The 17,777-nt window shown below is 51.8% G+C and carries 20 protein-coding genes; 7 read left to right on the top strand and 13 right to left on the bottom strand.

Annotation, left to right across the window (positions count from 1 at the left end):
- Nucleotides 1–49 precede the first annotated feature (49 nt).
- From L2W48_RS08500 to L2W48_RS08485, 4 genes are all read right to left on the bottom strand, one after another.
- On the bottom strand, nt 50–1,042 hold the full coding sequence (locus L2W48_RS08500) for a DctP family TRAP transporter solute-binding subunit (protein WP_236099665.1): 993 nt from the start codon (nt 1,040–1,042) through the stop codon (nt 50–52).
- A gap of 66 nt (nt 1,043–1,108) precedes the next feature.
- A complete protein-coding gene (locus tag L2W48_RS08495) occupies nt 1,109–1,792 on the bottom strand; it encodes a GntR family transcriptional regulator (protein ID WP_236099666.1) in 684 nt (227 codons plus the stop codon).
- A 154-nt stretch (nt 1,793–1,946) separates the two neighbouring features.
- Nucleotides 1,947–2,426 (bottom strand): CBS domain-containing protein, encoded by a 480-nt coding sequence (locus L2W48_RS08490; protein ID WP_236099667.1) that lies wholly within the window; start codon nt 2,424–2,426, stop codon nt 1,947–1,949.
- Between the two features lie 63 nt (nt 2,427–2,489).
- Complete coding sequence (locus L2W48_RS08485) at nt 2,490–3,779, bottom strand: ArsB/NhaD family transporter (RefSeq protein WP_236099668.1); 1,290 nt, start codon at nt 3,777–3,779, stop codon at nt 2,490–2,492.
- 205 nt (nt 3,780–3,984) lie between these two features.
- On the opposite strand from L2W48_RS08485, the gene L2W48_RS08480 reads away from it, so the two are divergent.
- Nucleotides 3,985–4,821 (top strand): endonuclease/exonuclease/phosphatase family protein, encoded by an 837-nt coding sequence (locus L2W48_RS08480; protein WP_236099669.1) that lies wholly within the window; start codon nt 3,985–3,987, stop codon nt 4,819–4,821.
- On the opposite strand, the gene L2W48_RS08475 is transcribed toward L2W48_RS08480, so the two are convergent.
- From L2W48_RS08475 to L2W48_RS08450, 6 genes are all read right to left on the bottom strand, one after another.
- A complete protein-coding gene (locus L2W48_RS08475; RefSeq protein WP_236099670.1) occupies nt 4,793–6,724 on the bottom strand; it encodes a SpoIIE family protein phosphatase in 1,932 nt (643 codons plus the stop codon). The genes L2W48_RS08480 and L2W48_RS08475 overlap by 29 nt on opposite strands.
- Nucleotides 6,714–7,700: an ABC transporter substrate-binding protein gene (locus tag L2W48_RS08470; RefSeq protein WP_236099671.1), complete on the bottom strand. Its 987-nt coding sequence runs from the start codon at nt 7,698–7,700 to the stop codon at nt 6,714–6,716. Before L2W48_RS08470 ends, L2W48_RS08475 begins: the two co-directional genes overlap by 11 nt.
- Nucleotides 7,697–8,101 (bottom strand): ATP-binding protein, encoded by a 405-nt coding sequence (locus tag L2W48_RS08465; RefSeq protein ID WP_236099672.1) that lies wholly within the window; start codon nt 8,099–8,101, stop codon nt 7,697–7,699. The genes L2W48_RS08470 and L2W48_RS08465 overlap by 4 nt, the downstream gene beginning before the upstream one ends.
- Complete coding sequence (locus tag L2W48_RS08460; RefSeq protein WP_236099673.1) at nt 8,101–8,433, bottom strand: STAS domain-containing protein; 333 nt, start codon at nt 8,431–8,433, stop codon at nt 8,101–8,103. The genes L2W48_RS08465 and L2W48_RS08460 overlap by 1 nt, the downstream gene beginning before the upstream one ends.
- Before the next feature lie 214 nt (nt 8,434–8,647).
- Nucleotides 8,648–8,815: a hypothetical protein gene (locus L2W48_RS08455; RefSeq protein WP_236099674.1), complete on the bottom strand. Its 168-nt coding sequence runs from the start codon at nt 8,813–8,815 to the stop codon at nt 8,648–8,650.
- A complete protein-coding gene (locus L2W48_RS08450; protein ID WP_236099675.1) occupies nt 8,812–9,933 on the bottom strand; it encodes an alanine racemase in 1,122 nt (373 codons plus the stop codon). Before L2W48_RS08450 ends, L2W48_RS08455 begins: the two co-directional genes overlap by 4 nt.
- A 77-nt stretch (nt 9,934–10,010) precedes the next feature.
- Between L2W48_RS08450 and L2W48_RS08445 the strand changes: the two genes are divergently transcribed.
- From L2W48_RS08445 to L2W48_RS08420, 6 genes are all read left to right on the top strand, one after another.
- The gene (locus L2W48_RS08445; protein ID WP_236099676.1) at nt 10,011–10,562 is read left to right on the top strand and encodes a hypothetical protein; all 552 of its coding nucleotides are present in this window, start codon (nt 10,011–10,013) and stop codon (nt 10,560–10,562) included.
- Nucleotides 10,563–10,578: 16 nt separating this feature from the next.
- Nucleotides 10,579–10,749 (top strand): hypothetical protein, encoded by a 171-nt coding sequence (locus L2W48_RS08440; protein WP_236099677.1) that lies wholly within the window; start codon nt 10,579–10,581, stop codon nt 10,747–10,749.
- A gap of 192 nt (nt 10,750–10,941) precedes the next feature.
- Complete coding sequence (locus L2W48_RS08435; protein WP_236099678.1) at nt 10,942–12,981, top strand: ribonucleoside triphosphate reductase; 2,040 nt, start codon at nt 10,942–10,944, stop codon at nt 12,979–12,981.
- Complete coding sequence (locus L2W48_RS08430) at nt 12,978–13,664, top strand: anaerobic ribonucleoside-triphosphate reductase activating protein (protein WP_236099679.1); 687 nt, start codon at nt 12,978–12,980, stop codon at nt 13,662–13,664. The genes L2W48_RS08435 and L2W48_RS08430 overlap by 4 nt, the downstream gene beginning before the upstream one ends.
- A gap of 28 nt (nt 13,665–13,692) precedes the next feature.
- The gene (nrdD, locus tag L2W48_RS08425; protein ID WP_236099680.1) at nt 13,693–13,845 is read left to right on the top strand and encodes an anaerobic ribonucleoside-triphosphate reductase; all 153 of its coding nucleotides are present in this window, start codon (nt 13,693–13,695) and stop codon (nt 13,843–13,845) included.
- A gap of 82 nt (nt 13,846–13,927) precedes the next feature.
- Complete coding sequence (locus L2W48_RS08420) at nt 13,928–15,166, top strand: glycosyltransferase family 4 protein (protein WP_236099681.1); 1,239 nt, start codon at nt 13,928–13,930, stop codon at nt 15,164–15,166.
- On the opposite strand, the gene L2W48_RS08415 is transcribed toward L2W48_RS08420, so the two are convergent.
- The 3 genes from L2W48_RS08415 to L2W48_RS08405 are packed head-to-tail and all read right to left on the bottom strand — an operon-like array spanning nt 15,161 to nt 17,738.
- A complete protein-coding gene (locus L2W48_RS08415) occupies nt 15,161–16,081 on the bottom strand; it encodes a DUF72 domain-containing protein (protein ID WP_236099682.1) in 921 nt (306 codons plus the stop codon). The two genes, L2W48_RS08420 and L2W48_RS08415, sit on opposite strands and share 6 nt — an antisense overlap.
- Before the next feature lie 10 nt (nt 16,082–16,091).
- Nucleotides 16,092–17,255 (bottom strand): hypothetical protein, encoded by a 1,164-nt coding sequence (locus tag L2W48_RS08410; protein ID WP_236099683.1) that lies wholly within the window; start codon nt 17,253–17,255, stop codon nt 16,092–16,094.
- Between the two features lie 45 nt (nt 17,256–17,300).
- Nucleotides 17,301–17,738, bottom strand: coding sequence for a 2-thiouracil desulfurase family protein (locus L2W48_RS08405; protein WP_236099684.1), 438 nt, complete (start codon nt 17,736–17,738; stop codon nt 17,301–17,303).
- Nucleotides 17,739–17,777: the final 39 nt, after the last annotated feature.

The following is a 17,777-nucleotide window of genomic DNA, read 5'->3' as shown; positions in this document are numbered from 1 at the left end:
TCGAAGTAAGGCGGGAAGCAAACTTCCCGCCTTACCTCTAAACAACCACCTAATTAGATCCCAAGGCGATCTCGACGAGCTTTTTACAAAGAGGGGTCTTCTCCATGAATCCGGATCTTACCGGCTCGGTAGCTTCAACAAAGGCCTTTCTCTGGTCGGCGTTTAACACGGTAATCTCCAGTCCCGCATCGGCTATAACCTTCTGAGCGTCCTTTTCCGACTGGGCTATCTGTCCGCGAAGCCAAGCCTCGGCCTCGGCACCGGCCTTCTGGAGCATCTCCTTTTCATCCTTGCCGAGCTCGTCCCACCACTCAAGGTTACACTGGATTACGAACTGAGCCGTCGTGTAGTTACACACGGTTAGATAGTTCTGGACCTCGAAGATCTTTCTGGAAACCGCCGCAGGCATACCGGTAGTAGCCCCATCCACCGTCTTACGCTGAAGGGCCATATACATCTCGGAAGAGCTCATAACAACCGGAGTTCCACCGAGGGCGGAGACCGTCTCGGCCGTTCCGTTGCTGAAGGTCCTTATCTTGAGCCCCTCAAAATCGGCGGGAGTCACAAGGGGCCGCTTGCTGTTGAAAAACTGCACGAAACCATAATCGGCCCAAAATAGATCGGCAACTCCCTTTTTCTTGAACTCTTCGTTTAGCAGCTCTCCTGCTCCTGCCTCTATAAATTTCTTTATAGAATCAAGTTCCTCAAAGACGAAGGGCATCTCGAAAACGTCGGTAGCGGGGATCATACCGGACCACTTATTTACCGGAACTAGGGCTATAGGTACCAGATTCTCCTGAAGGGCTTCGACAACCTCGGTATCCTTGAATAGCTGGGCTGAATGGAAAACTTTCACCGTTGTCTTACCTCCGGAATATTCCTTTACCTTGTCGGCAAAGAAATCCAATGCCTTCGATATGTGATGTGAAGGCGGTAGCTGGTTGGACAGTTTGATATTGTCCGCAACAGCGGACGATACGGGCATAGCTAGAATAACCGCGGTGACTGCGAGACACAGGGTTGTACGTATCCGTACATTCATAGTATTACCTCCGTCGAATTAACGTCCACAAAACCTAAGACCTAGGGCGCCGTTTGCTCTATCCTCTCACCTCCCTTTTTTACTGTTAAGAACCGTATTTCTACGGGCGAAATAACTGTATCTACGATCGACGGTCAGTTTTTCCAGATCTCCAGCCGCGAGATTATCCACTATGGAATAATGTAGTCTCACCAGATCCGCCAAAGTCTCCGCTTCCTCCAATTCTCTGAGAAGAGCCAGATGAAGTTGACAGTAAAGGGTCTCGAGAACCTTAGCGGTCCAGACCCTTCCGGAAAGCTCGGCGAGAGATCTATGAAAATCGAGATCCTTATCGCAGAAGGCCTTTATCTTCTCCTCTCGACTTCCATCTCCCTCGCATATCTCTAGCAATTTTTCCAGTTTTTCCTGGAAGGACTCTCTCTCATCCGAGGTAAAAAGGCCTTTATCGATTATGTCCCTGAAGACTAGCTCTTCCAGGACCACCCTCATCTCGTAGAGTTCGTCCAGCTCTTCCTTTGAGAAAAGCCTGACCTTGACACCCTTTCTAGGCATGGAGACAACCAATCCCATCATCTCCATCTGTTTCAAGGCCTCTCTGACCGGAGCTCTGCTCACCCCTAAACGCTCGGCGATCTCCGCCTCTCTTATAAAGACCTCGTCTTTAAATTCGTCTGAAACGACGACCTCTCTCCTGAGATAATCAAACATCTGACTGCTCAAGGTCACGTATTTCAAAGATTCCGCTGCCATATCGAGCCTCCTAGCATCCCGTATCCTGTCGACCAGATAATTAAAGTATATTCACATCTATCGATCTGTCAAGCCCAAAAAATCCGACATCTATAAATTCCCAAAAAAGAGGACGAGTCCGGCAGGACTCGTCCTCTTTTTTCCTTATGTACCGTCATTTCCGTGAATCGTCCTCCAGGGCATCCTCGATCTCCTCCGGATGAAGCAGAAGATGCCTCACCAAGTGGGACCTGCTCACTATGCCTATAAGCTGGCCATCTCGCAAAACCGGAGCTATTTTTATGTTTTCCTTTATAACCCTATTTGCCACGTAAAAATCGCTGTCGTCTTCGTTGAAGGTTATCACGTTCTCCTTCATGTACTTACTCACCGGATCGTCGGCTATATCCCTCAGGCGGGAGCTAAACTGGCCGTAATCGGGAAGGAAGGAAGAATCGTGAAGCATATGGGCGTAGCCCGGAAGAGCGGCCTTTATTATGTCTTTTTCGCTTATGAAGCCTATCACCCTGTTGTCCTCATCCAAAACGGGAAGCCCCGAGGCATTGTGATGATAGAGGATCTCTATGGCCTCCGAAACGGGACAGTCCCCCGACAGGGCCGTCAGATCCCTGTCCACCAACTCTCCTACCTTCATGGTACCCCCTCCTACTAGGAGCGAAAGCCCCTTTTATAAATATACTCTCCCTTAGGTTCTTTCTCAATAAGTGACCACGTTTCTGTACGTGACGAACAGGAACGCGCTGGCCACTACGAGGGAGATGAAGACCGTCTTTATACCAACCACGAAAAAAGAACCAAAGGAAATATGAAATCCGCTTCTGCCGGCAAAATCAGCCATGACAGCATTTGCCGCAGCACCTAGATAGCTGCCATTGCCTCCTAGACAAGAACCCAGCGCCAAGGACCAAAAGAGTGGATCCGGAGGCATTCCGGCACTCTTGGCCATCTCGCTCACTACGTGTACGAACATGGCGGAGAAGGCCACGTTGTTTATAAAAACACAGGATAGTCCTGAGATCCAGAGAATACCCAATATCATCGCCATAGGGCTGTAGCTCAGTAAATCGGTCAATATATCCGCCAGGGCCAGGATCACCCCGTTTTCCTGGAGTCCTCCGACGAGTATAAAAAGGGAGACAAAGTAAACTATGGTGGGCCATTCCACCTCTTGATGAACTATCTCTCCATCGTCCAGATGAGACGTAGCCAGGAGAACCCCTGCTGCGAACAGAGCCACGACCGAGGCGTTGAGTCCCAGGTGGTGATGAAACAGAAAACCCAAAAGAACCATGAACATGACGAATCCAGCCCGGACCATCAGTTTCTTATCCTTTATGAGCTTGGACTCATCGACCTCCTTCAGACGATTCGTAGCGGCAGGATCGGGGTTCAGATCCTTTCTGTAATGCCAACAGAGGAAAACCATCGATATCACCCAGATAACAAAGACCACCGGACTCAGATGAAGAAGAAAATCGTTGAAGGAAAACCCCGCATAAGATCCTATAATCATGTTCGGAGGGTCACCTATCAGGGTAGCAGTGCCTCCGATGTTGGACGCGATGACCTCGCTCATCAAAAGAGGCATAGGGTTCATCTTTATCAGATCCGCCAAGGACACCACTACAGGACTGACCAGAAGTACCGTCGTTACGTTGTCGAGAAAGGCGGATAGAACCGCCGTTATCAGGGAGATGGACAGCAATATCAAGATACCGTTTCCCTTGGTAACCTTTATTGCCTTGACGGCGATGTACTGAAAGAGCCCGGTCTTGGATAGTATACCGACCACTATCATCATACCGACCAAAAGGCCCACCGTGTTGGAATCTATATACTGACTGGCAGCCGAACCGGGGACCAGCCGAAACAACATCATGGCCGAGGCTCCGAGAAGAGTGGCTGTGCTGGCTTTCATCCATCCTCGAGCTATCGACAGGATCGTAACGGCGAACAGAGCCACCGCTATCCAAGCCTTTAACTCCATAGACAACTCCCCCTTTTCACGATAGGAACGATTTGAAAGTATACGCCCCAAATGAAAAACCTTCAAGGAAAAGCAAGAAACACGAACGACGGGAGTTTTAAAGGACAAAAGCCTCGAAAACCATGGGAATAAAGCCAAAAGATGGTAACATGATGACCAGCCTACAGCACAAGGAGTGAAAGACGGTTTGAAAAGAAACGGAACGATGGCGATAACGCTCGGGATCATGGCTCTTCTTATCCTAGCCGAACCATCTTGGAGTCTTACGATAGCGACATTCAACATGGAGTACTTTTCAATCTCCGGCCCAAGGGGTTATTCCCGATCGGAACGATCCCTGTTGGCCCAAAAAATAGAGGCATCCGGAGCGGAGATAGTGGCGCTCCAGGAGATAGAGGGAGACGAGACGATGAGGACCTTCGTCTCCGAGGATCTGCCGGGATGGAGCTACGGAGGAAACGATACGCAAGGCAAACAGGATCTGTATTTTATATGGAAAACGGACAAAATAAGATCGATAAAAACTCCCCGACCACGCATGGTCGACGAGAGGATAAATTGGAAGGGAAGCATACATAAACTATTCCAGAGACCTCCTCTCGAGGGGACCTTCGAGGAGATAACCACCGGGACTACCTTCTCCGCCATAAACGTCCACCTCCAGAGCCTCGGCACCAGGGGAAATGAAAATAGGCTCGAAGCGGTAGCGACAAACAACGGCATACGTCAGGCTCAGATACTCAGTCTGGGTGTCCTATCGGAAGGACACGACGATCCCCTCTTTATATTGGGAGATTTCAACACGACCGAACCGACCCCGGCACCGTTCCCCACGTTAAAGCTCGAGGAAGGCCACAGCTACGACGACCTGCAATGCACCATAGACCACATAGGCTATGTAAATATCTCGCCGGAATCGAACTGGAAACTGAAGGAGCTGGAGACTTCTATCCCCGAAAGATCGAGAGCGGGACGTCAACATCCGGACCACGACATGGTGATCCTGTCCATGCCTAGTTTCCCCGACGGCTCGGACCTCTGAAACGAAAGGCCAGCAAGGTTATGTCGTCCGACTGTTCTGCTCCATCGACGAACGATGCTGTTCTGTCCCTCATGGCCAGGACCATATCCTTGCTGGAGATGCCGTCCATCTCCTCCAACCATAGGATCGACTTCTCCTCCCCCAGAAGCCTTCCGTATCCGTCCATCGCCTCGGTAAGACCGTCTGTGTACAGAAAAAGCGTCTCTCCAGCCTCGATTTTGGACCTCCCCTCTTGGAAGACCATTCCAGACATTGGCCCTACCAGAGGTCCTTTGACCTTAGGAAGGAAGCCCACGGATCCGTCACCTAGAAGAAATGGAGGGTTGTGACCGCCGGAAGCGTATAGAAAATCCCCGTTTTCCAGGTCTATAACCGCACAGAAAACAGTGACGAACATACAGGACTCGTTGTCCACAGATATCTCGTCGTTCAACCTCGATAAAATGGCTCCGGGCCCCAACCCCTCCTTGGCGAAGGCCCTTATAAAGGTCCTCGTCACCGCCATGAAAAGAGCTGCAGGAACACCTTTCCCAGAAACGTCCCCTACCGTTATCAATATGTGTCCGGGATCGACCATGAAGAAATCGTAGAAATCCCCTCCGACCTCCTTAGCAGGGTCCAAAAGGGCATAAAGGTCGAATTCCTCCATTTCGGGAAAGGGCGGAAAGGTCCTGGGAACAAGGCTCAACTGAATCGAATGGGCGATGTTCAGCTCGCTCTCCATCTTTTCCCTGGCGGCGGTAGTCTCCTGAAGCTCCTCAACATAGGCGAGAAGATCCTCCCTCATGGAGGCGAAGGACCGGGCCAGCTGAGCAACCTCATCGTCTCCGGTCACGGATGGCAGATACGACTCGAGATCGCCCGATGCGGTCAGTTTCGTGGCGACGCTCAGGCTTTTTATAGGACCGGTTATCGACCTTGCGATAACGAAGGATACAATGAACAACAACGCTAAACCGACAAGTCCCAGCATAAGCTGCGACTTACTTAGGTCGTGAAGGGGTTCGATGAGGGCCCTACGGGGAAAGACTATCCCGATGGACCACCCCATATCGCCGACTGGACGATAGGCAATCCAGCTGGGCTCTCCAGTGGTAAAATCCACCATTTCGACAAGCCCATACTCACCCTTTCTCATGCTGTCTCCGATATTCCAAAGTCGATCACTATCTTCGGCATCGGCGATGCTGAAGATAGTCTCGTTCATGATGAGATCCCTGTCGGGATGAGAGACCACCGTCCCTGCAGAGGTGATCAGAAAAGCGTATCCGTCGTCATAGGACCGAAGTCCGGTCATCGTATCCGTGAGCCAGTCCAGTGAGACATCGCAGGCCAGAGAGGCCATAAAGGAACCGTCGGAATCGTAGAGGGGAATACAGTAGGATATCAGCAACCTATCGCTACCACCGACACCGAAATAGGGCTCGGTCCATACCGGACGCCCAAGTTCTTTAGGCAATTGATACCAATCCCAGATTTCCCTATCGTAACCGTTTCCTCCCAGGTTTTTTCTGTGGATACCACCGTCGTCCCTGTAGGCGAATGGGGCCCAATTCCTCAATCGAGAGTTCTTCAACTGAGGGAAAAATGCAAGACATACCCCCGATACCTCGGGGTGTACCCTCAAGGTCCCTTCCAATATCGAGTATACGTCGTCTTCTGACAGGTCGGAAAGAGAAAGACCGACGGCCAGATCCCGCCCCACCGTTTCGACCACCAGAGGAATCCGACCTACTTTAAATGAAGTTCCCTCAGCGAGTCCCTCCACCCTGGAGATAATCTCCTGTTTCAACGTAGACCTAGCATGGACGAAACCATAGCCGACTATCGCCAACAGCACGCATCCCGCCCCTATAAGGGTCGAAAGGATCAGCCTAGAGGCGATACTCCCCTTAATCTTCATCTTCGAACACCGTCTTCACGAAATCTTCGAAAGGGACAACCTCTCCGATAAGGCCTCTCTCCTCCATCATGAAAGCCGTGTCAAGGTAATCGGACATGGACAGTCGGCCGAAGGACCAAAGGTCGGACGAATCAGGCACTATGGACGGCAGGATCGCATCCAGCATCCGCCTCATATGAACCCTGTTAACCGGGACCTTGGCTCTTTTCGCATATTTCATCACTATATCCACAGCTTCCTCCGGATGTTCCGCGGCGTATCTCCACCCCTCCAAAGAGGCCCTTACAAAATCACGACAGACGGTAGGATGATCCTTCAAGGTGGACTCGAGACAGTATATGCCGTCCTCGGGGAATCCGAATCCCTCGTCTTTTAAGGATATGACCGTCAGGTCCTCCTGGCGATATCCGGCCTGAAGGATCTTGCCGTATTCGTTGTAGCTCATGGCGGAACAGGCGACGACCCCTCCCCGGAGGAACAGGTCTATCGAATAGAACTGAGGAACTATCTCGGGAGATATGCAGTGAGCGGTGAAAAATCCCCTGTAGGCGCCGGAAAAGTGGTCTCCCCACATGCTTATCCTCTTTTCATCCAGATCGAAGATCTCGGAGATGCCGTCTTTCTTTTGGGCCACGAGCAGTAGATTGCCCTCGTTGACCACCTGTGCCAAATTGACGAGAGGAAGCCCCCCTTCCCGATAGACCATGGCACCGGTGAGAAAGGCTGTCACAAAATCGGCCTCTCTGCGCCTCAACGCCTCCATGGGGTCTCTGTCCGGACCTCCTCTGTAGACGAAGACGTTCAGCCCTCTTCGGAGGTACATCCCCTTCTCGTAGGCCACGTAATACCCCGCGAACTGGGACTGAGGGTACCATTGAAGATCGAGTCTTACTCCGGTCATGAAGAATTCGCTGCCCCAACATAGCGAGGGCAGAAGGATCAGGCAGAAAAAGGACGAAAGGATACGCAGCATCATGTCTTTTTAACTACCAATCTGAGTCTATTGACGCCGTTTTCCCGGCTATAGTGGGCCTCGTCCATCACCCTGCGAATCAACAGTATGCCAAGCCCTCCCTGCCCCCTTTCCTCCATAGGAGCACTTACGTCTGGATCGCCGGAAGAGAGAGGATCGAAGGGAACCCCTCGATCCTCGAACTCCAGAAAATAACGGTCTCCTTCGTCCGATATCCTGACAATAAGCTCCCCCGGCGGAACCTCGTAAGCATAGGAACAGATGTTGACGACCGTCTCCTCCAACGCCAGCTCTACGTGCATTTTCCGCTTCTTCGGTATGTCGGCAAGACAGGGCAGAACGAACGCCCTTATGTCCTCCAGACTGCCCGCCTCAGCGGCAAAACGACGCTCTCGCCATTCCATCACATGGCCTCTAAAGCTTCGTCTCTGGTGGAATATACCGGTAGAAAACTGTCGAAACCGGATATAGAGAAGACCTCCTCGACCACTCCCTTCATGGCACAGAGGGACACGGTGGTCCCATCCGTTGAGGCTTTTTTAGCTACAGCAAGGATGCTACGGAGTCCGGCACTGCTGATATACTCCAACTCCGACAGATCTATGACCATGGCCCCGATACCATCGCCCAACAGGGCCAAGGCGGAACTCTCGAAACCGGGTGCGGTAAGGGTATCCAATCTTCCAGACACCTCTACCACCCTTCCCTTCGGGACATCCACGCAATCGACCTTCATAGAAAAAACCTCCTTCTGCTCACTGCTCCGAAACTGAGGAGCACAACACCACGACTACGCCCTTGTATTCCTGCATCTCCAATACGACCACGTCGTCTTGGAATTTCATCTCTCGATCGATCCACAGGGTCACACCCATATCCTCGATCGGCTCGTAACGATCCCGATTGTAGAGAGGCTCGACGTCCTGAACCAGGACGGATGGAACCTCGCATCAGAAACCTCTGTATGTCCCCCATCGAAGATAAAGATCGCCATCCATGGCGGAGAGGAAATCCCTTACCTTCGTAGACATGCTGAAGGACAGAGCCTCCGCCGACGAGGACATAAAGAGAATTGCCACCAAAAAGACCGCCATCAAAGAAATTTTCATCGCCTTCATCTGGAACACCCCCTGCATGAAACCGGCCACAGGGCGACGACCTCGCCACCCTTGACACCGTAGATGGAATCGTAGAGATTGACCGTGGGACAGGCGTGATTAGGTATTATCTCCAGTCTTTCCCCTATGTGGAAATCGACGTCCATATCGGAGGGTATATCGAATGAGCTGTGTTCGTCGGACTTCCTGTTCAGGTGGATCGAGGGATACCTTTTCAACACTCCATGTCCCGGAGTCCTGCATATTCCCTTATCTTGGACATAATAGGTCAGGGCCTTCGTACCCGCATCCAGAACCACTCGATCCCTGGTTGGACGACTTATCACGGTGGCGAATACCGAGAGAGCACAGCGATCGTAGGATCCCAAGACGTTGGCCTGATCGGCGTCCATAAATATATAGGTTCCGGGCCTTATCTCCGTCACCCCGGGCAGTATCTCCCCCAGCAGCAACGAGGGAGTGGATCCGACGCTGACCTCCTCGCAGGAGATCCCATGATCCTTGATGGTCTTGGCCAGATCGATCACGGCCTGCTGGCTGTTCCGGTTGACCTCTATTATCCCTTCCCACCCTTCCACATCGTAGCTCTGACCGTCATGGGTATATATACCCCTGAGAGAGAGGCCTGGGCTCTCCCACACGGATCTCGCCAAGTCCAAGGCCTCAGGTCCTGGCTCAACTCCTGTTCTGGGATCACCCGTATTTACGTCCAGCAGGACCTCCAATGGACGGTCGGGGTCTTTGAACCTGCCGTTCAGTATCGATATATGATCCATGTGATCCACCGCCACGGCCATTCTACGGACCTTTCTCCGAATTTCAGCCAGTCGCTCCAGCTTGATATTCCCCACTATCTCGTTGGCCACAAAGATATCGTCCACACCTCCTTCGGCCATCACATCCGCCTCCGTAAGCTTCGCCACAGTTATCCCCGAAGCCCCTCTTTCGATCTGCATCTTTGCCAGAGCCACAGACCTATGAGTCTTGACGTGAGGTCTCAACTTGACGCCGAAGGAATCGGCTTTCCTCTGCATGTCATCTAAATTTCCCTCCATGACCTCGATATCCACCATCAGGGACGGCGTATCGGCTATAGAAAAACTTCTTATATCGCTCACCGCCTTTCGAATACAAAACTGTACATGGCCTGAGATAAAGCCTACAATTGTTTTATACCATATCGGAGGTGATGACCGTGACCCTGGATCAAGTTTCGAATCCCACTGTCCCATCCGCATATCCGTTAAACGACGTCAGAAGAGTGGGAAGGTTGGACCGCAGAGACCGAGATGACAAATCCAACAAAGCCTACGATAATCAGGAGAAGAAAGAGATCCTCCACCGGATAGAGGACAAGATAAGCTCCATGGAGAGCTCTCTGAGGATCCAGGGAAACGGATACATATCCTCAGTGTCCCGGCGATATATGGCAGATTCGGAGGGCAACAGATACGTAGTGGGCGCGGACATATCTCTGAATCCACCAAGACACCTCATGGAAGCTCTAAACACGGCCTCGGAGGAACCTCCGTCTACGGAGATATACGAAGAGGCAACCTATGGAGAATTCGAATCCTCCGAACTTCGCCCCGTCGAAAAAGAAGATGAGACGGATAATCCCCATGAAGAGGCTTACTCCAAGAGCATGAAAGTGGGGAGGGAAATGGCCAAGAGGGACGCACTTAAGGCCTACACCAACCCATTGTTGTCTATCTACAGAGGAGCGATCCTCTCCTTAGCCGCCTGAAAAAGGAGGTGAATCGATGTTTTTCGCCCACTGGGTGGCACCGATAATATTGATGTTGTGCGGTATTTTCATGATAAGGATGGGATCCAGATGGTACCGTTCCGGACGTCCTCTGAAGGGAGTCCTAGACCTGCTGGTAGGGATCGCTTTTCTCATAATAGCGGCCATGCTTCCTACCATGAAATAAAAATCCAAAAACGCAATGAGCATAAAGACCCATGGCACAAACCCCTTATACAGAGTATCCTAAAGCCGGAGACCACTTATATAGTGAGTCTCCGGCTTTATCCTGGAGGGAGCCTCTGGTATAATGGCTCTCTGTCTCCGCTCGAATCGGCGAGGATGAGGACAAGATAAAAGAAGAAAAGGACGTGAGTAAATGGTCGGGTACATTCGCAAAAGAGACGGCAGAGAGGTCCCTTTCGAGAAAGATCGGATCCGCAAGGCCGTCATGAAGGCCGCTGCAGCCGTCAACATACATGACCAGAAAATCGGAGAGGCGGTGACCCGACAGGCCGAGTCGTACCTGGACATATTCTTCAACCATGAAGGATCTCCTTCGGTAGAACAGGTGCAGGACCTGGTCGAGAAGATCCTCATAGAAAAGGGACACGCTGATATAGCCAAGGCCTACATTCTCTACAGACAACAGCACTCCAGATTGAGAGATACCAGACAGCTTCTGGGGGGAGCAGTAGAAATGGTCGGCCAGTACCTGCATAAACTGGACTGGAAAGTGAACGAGAACAGCAACATGAGCTACTCCCTCCAGGGACTCAACAACTATATAGCCTCGGAGATCACCGCCCAGTACTGGCTCAACGAGATCTACCCGCCCTCCATAAGGGAACATCACGTATCGGGAGATTTCCACATTCACGACCTGAGCAACCTATCGGTATACTGTTGCGGATGGGATCTACAGGACCTTCTGATAAACGGATTCACCGGAGTGAGCACCAAGATAGGGAGCCGCCCTCCCAAACATTTCAGGAGCGCTCTAGGACAGATAGTCAATTTCTTCTACACCTTACAGGGTGAGGCCGCAGGAGCTCAGGCTTTCTCCAACTTCGACACCTACCTAGCCCCGTTCGTACAGGCCGACGGACTGTCCTACAAAGACGTGAGGCAAGCGTTGCAGGAATTCGTCTTCAACCTCAACGTTCCCACCAGAGTAGGGTTCCAGACGCCTTTTACCAACATAACCATGGACCTCACTCCTCCAAGCTCCTTGAGGGACCTCCCCGCTATAATAGGAGGACGTCTCTGCGACAGAAAACTGGGGGATTTTCAGAGGGAGATGGACATGATAAACCGGGCCTTCGCCGATGTAATGCTGGACGGCGACGCCAGGGGTAAGGTATTCACCTTCCCCATACCCACCTATAACATAACCACCGAGTTCGACTGGGACAACGAAACGCTGGAGCCGATATGGGAGATGACCGCCAAGTACGGCATTCCCTACTTCTCAAACTTCATAAACTCGGACATGAGTCCCGACGACGCCAGGTCGATGTGTTGCAGACTCAGACTGGACAACAGAGAGCTTCGCAAAAGGGGAGGTGGTCTCTTCGGCTCCAACCCCATGACGGGATCCATAGGGGTGGTCACGTTGAACATGGCCAGAATAGGCTACCTGGCAAAGGACGAAGACGACTTCACGAAGCGGGTATACGACCTGATGAACTCGGCCAGGGAGAGTCTGGAGATAAAGAGGAAGGTGCTGGAAAGCCTCACCGAATCCAACCTGTACCCCTACTCCAAGTTCTATCTCAGAACGGTAAAGGAGGACTCGGGGAAATACTGGAACAACCACTTCAACACCGTAGGGCTCAACGGGATGAACGAGGCCATGCTGAACTTCCTTGGGAAGGACCTCACCGACAGTGAAGCGATCGAATGTTCGAGGAGAATAATGAACGCCATGAAGGACAGAATGGCCGATTATCAAGCAGATAAAGAGTCTCTGTACAACCTGGAGGCGACCCCGGCGGAAGGGGTGACCTATCGATTTGCCAAGGCAGACAGAGACCTGTTCGGAAGCAGGATAAAATGCGCCAATCACCAGTCGACCTTGGCAGGAGCCGATCCTTACTACACGAACTCGTCCCAACTACCGGTAAACGCCACGGACGACATATTCGACGCCCTGGACCTCCAGGACGAGCTCCAGACCGTCTACACCGGGGGAACCGTATTCCACGGATTCCTGGGAGAGAGACTCCCGAACGGAGATGGAGCGAAAAAACTTGTACGTAAGATCGCCGAGAACTACAGACTACCCTATTTCACCGTCACGCCGACCTTCAGCGTCTGTCCGATACACGGCTATATAGCGGGAGAACACGAGTTTTGCCCCCTCTGTGCAGCTGAAGCCGAGGCCGAAAGAGAGAAAGAAGAAGTGATTTTGTCTTGATAATCGGAGGTATAAGGAAAACCACACTGATCGACTATCCCGGACGGATAGCCTCTATGATATTCACCGTAGGCTGTACCTTTGCCTGCCCATGGTGTCATAACGGAGCCCTTCTCGACCAAGGGGACGGGCTGGACGAGAAAGATATATTCGACTTCCTGAGACGCAGAAGAAAAATCATAGACGGCCTGGTTATCTCCGGCGGAGAACCGACAGTCCACGAAGATCTGCCCCGATTTATATCGGAGGTCAGGAAGATGGGGATCTTGATAAAATTGGACACTAACGGCAGTCTGCCAGATCGCCTAGAGCCCCTGTTGGACGAAAAACTGGTCGACTACGTCGCAATGGACGTAAAAGCTCCTCTGGAGGACTACGCCACCGTGGCGGGCGTCGGAGGGTTCGAGGATGCGATAGTCCGCAGCATAGAGATAATCATGAAAAAAGCTCTAGATTATGAGTTCAGAACGACCTTCGTTCCGGGGTTACACGACGAGAGCTCGGCGGAAGGGATTGGCCGAATGGTAAGGGGAGCAAAAATTCACTATTTACAGTATTTCAGGCCTGTAGGAACGATCCTAGACCCCGAATACAGGGACAAAAGAAGATGCACCGAGGAAGAGCTCGATAGATACTCCGACATAATCGGACGATACGTGGAGAAAGCGGTATGCAGAATCTGAAAAAGGCACAGGAAAGGACGTGAAACAAATGGAAAAAGGCAAGACGAGATGCGAGGTCTATTCGCGGGTCGTGGGTTTTCTCTCCCCGGTATCCCAGTGGAACAAAGGTAAAAAAGAGGAGTTCAAAGACAGAATCACCTTTGACGAATCGACCGGCAACGACCTATCGAAAAATAGTTAGAGGAAATCTCTAAAAAGGTTAGTCCTCAAGGAGTAAACCGGGCCGCCCGTTTTTACGGGCGGCCCGACTGGCAGGAGGCTCTATGAGAAAGAATCTCAAAATTCTTCACGTGTTATCGCAACTACCGGAATACACCGGAAGCGGACATTACGTTCAGGCTCTTTTGGCCGAAAGTGCAAAAAAAGGACATCGATGCTTTCTCCTGTCGGCAGGAATCGATCGATGGAATCTGGGAGGGAAAGATCTTCCCTACATCGAGGAGAAAAATCAAGTCGTCGTACCTTTCGAATCAAGACGACTTCCGTTTCCGATACCCGGCATGAGCGATGTCATGCCCTATGAACACAGTAGATTTGGAGATCTTACGGATAGACAGATGGAGCTTTACGAAGAGGTCTTCCGAGAAGCTCTGATCCACAGCGTAAAAACGTTCGCCCCGGACCTGATACACTGCCACCATCTATGGCTGTTGACGTCCATGACAAGGCTTCTTTTTCCGGAAATTCCTGTAGTCGCCACCAGCCACGGAAGCGATCTGAGACAGATGAGAAACCTCCCGCGTTTCAAGGGGGAGGTCCTTGAAGGTTGTTCTAAATTGAACAGGGTTCTGTCGCTGAGCTCACCTCAAAAGGATGAAATACGGGATATATACGGCATCACCTCCGAGCGAATATCGATCGTTGGAGGAGGATACCGCTCCGACCTATTCACTCCGCAGGAAAAACCGGAAGTTCCTCCCGTTACCCTTCTCTACGGCGGAAAAATCTCGTCGGAAAAGGGGATACCCTGGCTGGCTCGATCTCTCGGAAAAGTTCACCTCCCCTGGAGGCTTGTCGTTGCGGGAAAGGGAACGGGGCAGGACGGCAAAAGGTGCGTCGATATGATCAAGGCCCTTGGCTCCAAGGTCCAACTGGTGGGGCAAGTACCCCCGTCTAAAATGGCTGCTTTGATGGGAAAATCCCACTTATTCGTCCTGCCGTCCCTTCACGAGGGTCTGCCCCTGGTACTGCTGGAGGCCCTGGCCTGCGGATGTAGAGTCGTCGCCACAGCCCTGCCGGGAGTTCTGGAAATGGCGGAGGGAATCGCACCCTCTACCCTGGAGACCGTGCCTATGAAAGTATCGCCCGACACCGTGTGGAACCCTGACCAGGAATCGCTATCCGACATGGCGTTAGCCATAGAGAGACAGATTGGAAGAGCTCTGAGCGGAGAATATCCGTCCATACCCCTGGAAAAACTGAAAAACTACACATGGGAATCGGTCTTCGAAAAAACAGAAAAAGCTTATTTTACGGCCCTGGAGGAAACTTCCCCGCTATAGGTCCAGCTCTGCCTGTAATCCGACGGGATGGGACAGTCCCATGATCGCCTGCATGGAGGCGGCGCTACGGACGGAATAGTCGGACCAACAGTTGTTGAACATCACGAAGGTCCTGTCCACACTGGAGGACATCTCGCTTATCCTCTCGCGCCACGGCCTGAGCTCTTTTTGAGAATAGAGATATCGAAACCGCTCTCCCACCGAGATACCCCTTCGCTCCCAAGCAGCCTCGTTTCTGCCATGAAATCTGACTACAGATCCCCAGGAAGCCGTTACGTTAACCTCCGGAGGCACTGTCCAGGAAAGCCGGGGCTCATCCACAACTACGTAGGCGACATCGTGGGCCCTGAGACGATCGAGAAAAACCGCCTTGTTGTCGCCGGAAAGCCAGCTCCCGTTTCGAACCTCGAAGGCTATCCTGAAGGGATGGGCCTCCTCCACGACCCGATCCAGATAACGTATCATCCTTTCAGAAAAAACAGCCCAAGGGGGGATCTGAAACAAAACGTACCCCAACTTGCCTATCTTGTGAAGTGGCATTATGGAGTCGGAGAACTGGCGCCACAGCTCAAGACGTATCGTTCTGGGAACCCTTTTGAAATCCACCCGGCTGTCTCTGTCTCCGACCTCGTCCCTCACCCATCTGGGCAAGGCGCTCCATTGGACCGAGTGGAAGGTGAAAAGCCCGTAGGCCTTTATGCCGAACAGAAAGTCAGGAGGGGTCCAGGACGCCCATCGGTACACGTCGGTTATGTCCGGTATAGCATAAAAGGTGCTGTCTACCTCTACGGTGTTGAAACGAGACGAGTAAAAACCTAACCTTCTCTCACCGTCTTTGGCCTCCGAAGGATACCAACCGCTGGATAGAAGCTGTCTGTCCGCCCATGAACAGGTACCGATTCTGACCTCCCTCATCTGCAACCTCCTAACGATATCCCATCAAAGCCGGTTCAGAAAGCGCCTTTACCCTTCGACACCAAACGTAGGTCCGCCAGGCCCTTATCAGACTGACAATGGAATAGGTCTCATCGGGGGAACTGCCACAGGCATCGGAGGCCATGCTCCTGCCGTATACGTGGTCGGGCATCTCGAATATCATATCCCCATCGTGAAGGGAGGTCCTGCCGTTGCCCTTACAACCGATAGCTATATGGCCCTCTCCGTTATCGTAGACCGTCACGACGTAGGAGATATCCCCTAACTGCCCCTGAGGTATATCGAATCGTCTCTTTCTGGAATAGCCGCGTTCCTTAAGATCTCCCTCGGAATCGTAATGTTCCCTGTATTCCAAGGCTTGAAGATAGGGCCAGTGACGAACCAAGGACACCAGGGCCATAGCCATCTTGGAGGCCTGTACCTTGGCCTGACCCTCCAGATCGTCGACCTTTCGCAAAAAGGATTTCTTGTCGTATCCCCTCCATAGAGAGTCGGCAAAATCTATGCTTTCCCCGCCGACAGCGGAAAATCCCATCAGAACTCCCATCGCCCCTATCTGAAAAGGCATATACCAACGGACCGGATCCACCGCCGTGAGCTTCGAGACTATGGAAGTGGATCTTATATCTCTTATGTCCGCTCCCTTGGGCAAATCCAGATAGAGCTCATCTCCGTTTTTGAGAAACAGCTCGGACTCCTCGTCGGTCACGTCGAAACAGGGAAGGAAAGCCCCGTTGTTCTTCCCATCGGACAGATCGGTCAGCCAAAGAGACCGTCTTTTTGTCTCCGGCAGCAGGGCAAAATCCTTTTTATCCATTACGACCTTCGGGACTATGGCCATATCCTGAAGCAGGACGGCGGTCCTCAGACACATAGAGCGAAATGTCAGATCCCTCGACATGGACTCAAGAAGTCCCCTGACGATCTTACATATGGAGTCCATATCGTACTCAGTGGATTGCCCACGACCATGCTGCATTTTCAAGACTCTAGATGGATCCTCCAACCATGAAAAACGAACCGGCTTCATCCTCTCTTTTGTCTTGTTGTATATTCCAAGACGGGGAGCTCCCTCTCCTCTCCAAATCTGAAGGGAGACATTATCGTCCAGATCCTGGGAGCAAAGTATCCCTCCGCTGCCTTGATTCCCCATAAAACATCACCTTTCTCCACCACCGAATATACTTATCTCTAAATTCTAAATCAGGAAAGAGATAAAGCCCTCCAGGTTCTCCTCGGAAAAAACCGTCACCCCCATATCCATAAGGGCGGAAGAGAAGATCCCTCGTCCCTTTATAACCCTTCCGGAAAAAGACCCGTCGTAGACCAGAGAGGAACCGCAGGAAGGGCTCTTCTCCTTGAGCAAGGCCACTGTAACGTTGAATTTCGACATCTCCTCGAGTGCCAGTGCTGCTCCCCTACGGAAATATCCGGTACGATCGATACCGTCCTTACCCATCACCACACCGTTTACTATCTCGCAGGGAGTCCTTGGGGTAGGAAGCCCACCGAGCTGCTCGGGACAGAGAGGCAGAACATCTCGTCCCTCCAGAATTTCCATTATGTCTGGGCGACGAAACCCTGATCCGTCGTATCTACAGGGTATACCCAAAAGACAGGAACTGACGACTATCATAAAACTGAGCCTCCAATTCGATTCTCGACCATATTATAC

Origin of the sequence: Dethiosulfovibrio russensis (genome assembly GCF_021568855.1) — a bacterium.
In the GTDB taxonomy this organism is placed as follows: Bacteria; Synergistota; Synergistia; order Synergistales; family Dethiosulfovibrionaceae; genus Dethiosulfovibrio; species Dethiosulfovibrio russensis.
This window is presented reverse-complemented; position numbering and strand designations above follow the sequence as displayed.

Coding starts and splice junctions, on each gene's coding strand:
- L2W48_RS08500 (WP_236099665.1), bottom strand. CDS start 1,042: ATGAATGTACGGATACGTACAACCCTGTGTCTCGCAGTCACCGCGGTT.
- L2W48_RS08495 (WP_236099666.1), bottom strand. CDS start 1,792: ATGGCAGCGGAATCTTTGAAATACGTGACCTTGAGCAGTCAGATGTTT.
- L2W48_RS08490 (WP_236099667.1), bottom strand. CDS start 2,426: ATGAAGGTAGGAGAGTTGGTGGACAGGGATCTGACGGCCCTGTCGGGG.
- L2W48_RS08485 (WP_236099668.1), bottom strand. CDS start 3,779: ATGGAGTTAAAGGCTTGGATAGCGGTGGCTCTGTTCGCCGTTACGATC.
- L2W48_RS08480 (WP_236099669.1), top strand. CDS start 3,985: ATGGCGATAACGCTCGGGATCATGGCTCTTCTTATCCTAGCCGAACCA.
- L2W48_RS08475 (WP_236099670.1), bottom strand. CDS start 6,724: ATGAAGATTAAGGGGAGTATCGCCTCTAGGCTGATCCTTTCGACCCTT.
- L2W48_RS08470 (WP_236099671.1), bottom strand. CDS start 7,700: ATGATGCTGCGTATCCTTTCGTCCTTTTTCTGCCTGATCCTTCTGCCC.
- L2W48_RS08465 (WP_236099672.1), bottom strand. CDS start 8,101: ATGGAATGGCGAGAGCGTCGTTTTGCCGCTGAGGCGGGCAGTCTGGAG.
- L2W48_RS08460 (WP_236099673.1), bottom strand. CDS start 8,433: ATGAAGGTCGATTGCGTGGATGTCCCGAAGGGAAGGGTGGTAGAGGTG.
- L2W48_RS08455 (WP_236099674.1), bottom strand. CDS start 8,815: ATGAAGGCGATGAAAATTTCTTTGATGGCGGTCTTTTTGGTGGCAATT.
- L2W48_RS08440 (WP_236099677.1), top strand. CDS start 10,579: ATGTTTTTCGCCCACTGGGTGGCACCGATAATATTGATGTTGTGCGGT.
- L2W48_RS08435 (WP_236099678.1), top strand. CDS start 10,942: ATGGTCGGGTACATTCGCAAAAGAGACGGCAGAGAGGTCCCTTTCGAG.
- nrdD (WP_236099680.1), top strand. CDS start 13,693: ATGGAAAAAGGCAAGACGAGATGCGAGGTCTATTCGCGGGTCGTGGGT.
- L2W48_RS08420 (WP_236099681.1), top strand. CDS start 13,928: ATGAGAAAGAATCTCAAAATTCTTCACGTGTTATCGCAACTACCGGAA.
- L2W48_RS08415 (WP_236099682.1), bottom strand. CDS start 16,081: ATGAGGGAGGTCAGAATCGGTACCTGTTCATGGGCGGACAGACAGCTT.
- L2W48_RS08410 (WP_236099683.1), bottom strand. CDS start 17,255: ATGGGGAATCAAGGCAGCGGAGGGATACTTTGCTCCCAGGATCTGGAC.
- L2W48_RS08405 (WP_236099684.1), bottom strand. CDS start 17,738: ATGATAGTCGTCAGTTCCTGTCTTTTGGGTATACCCTGTAGATACGAC.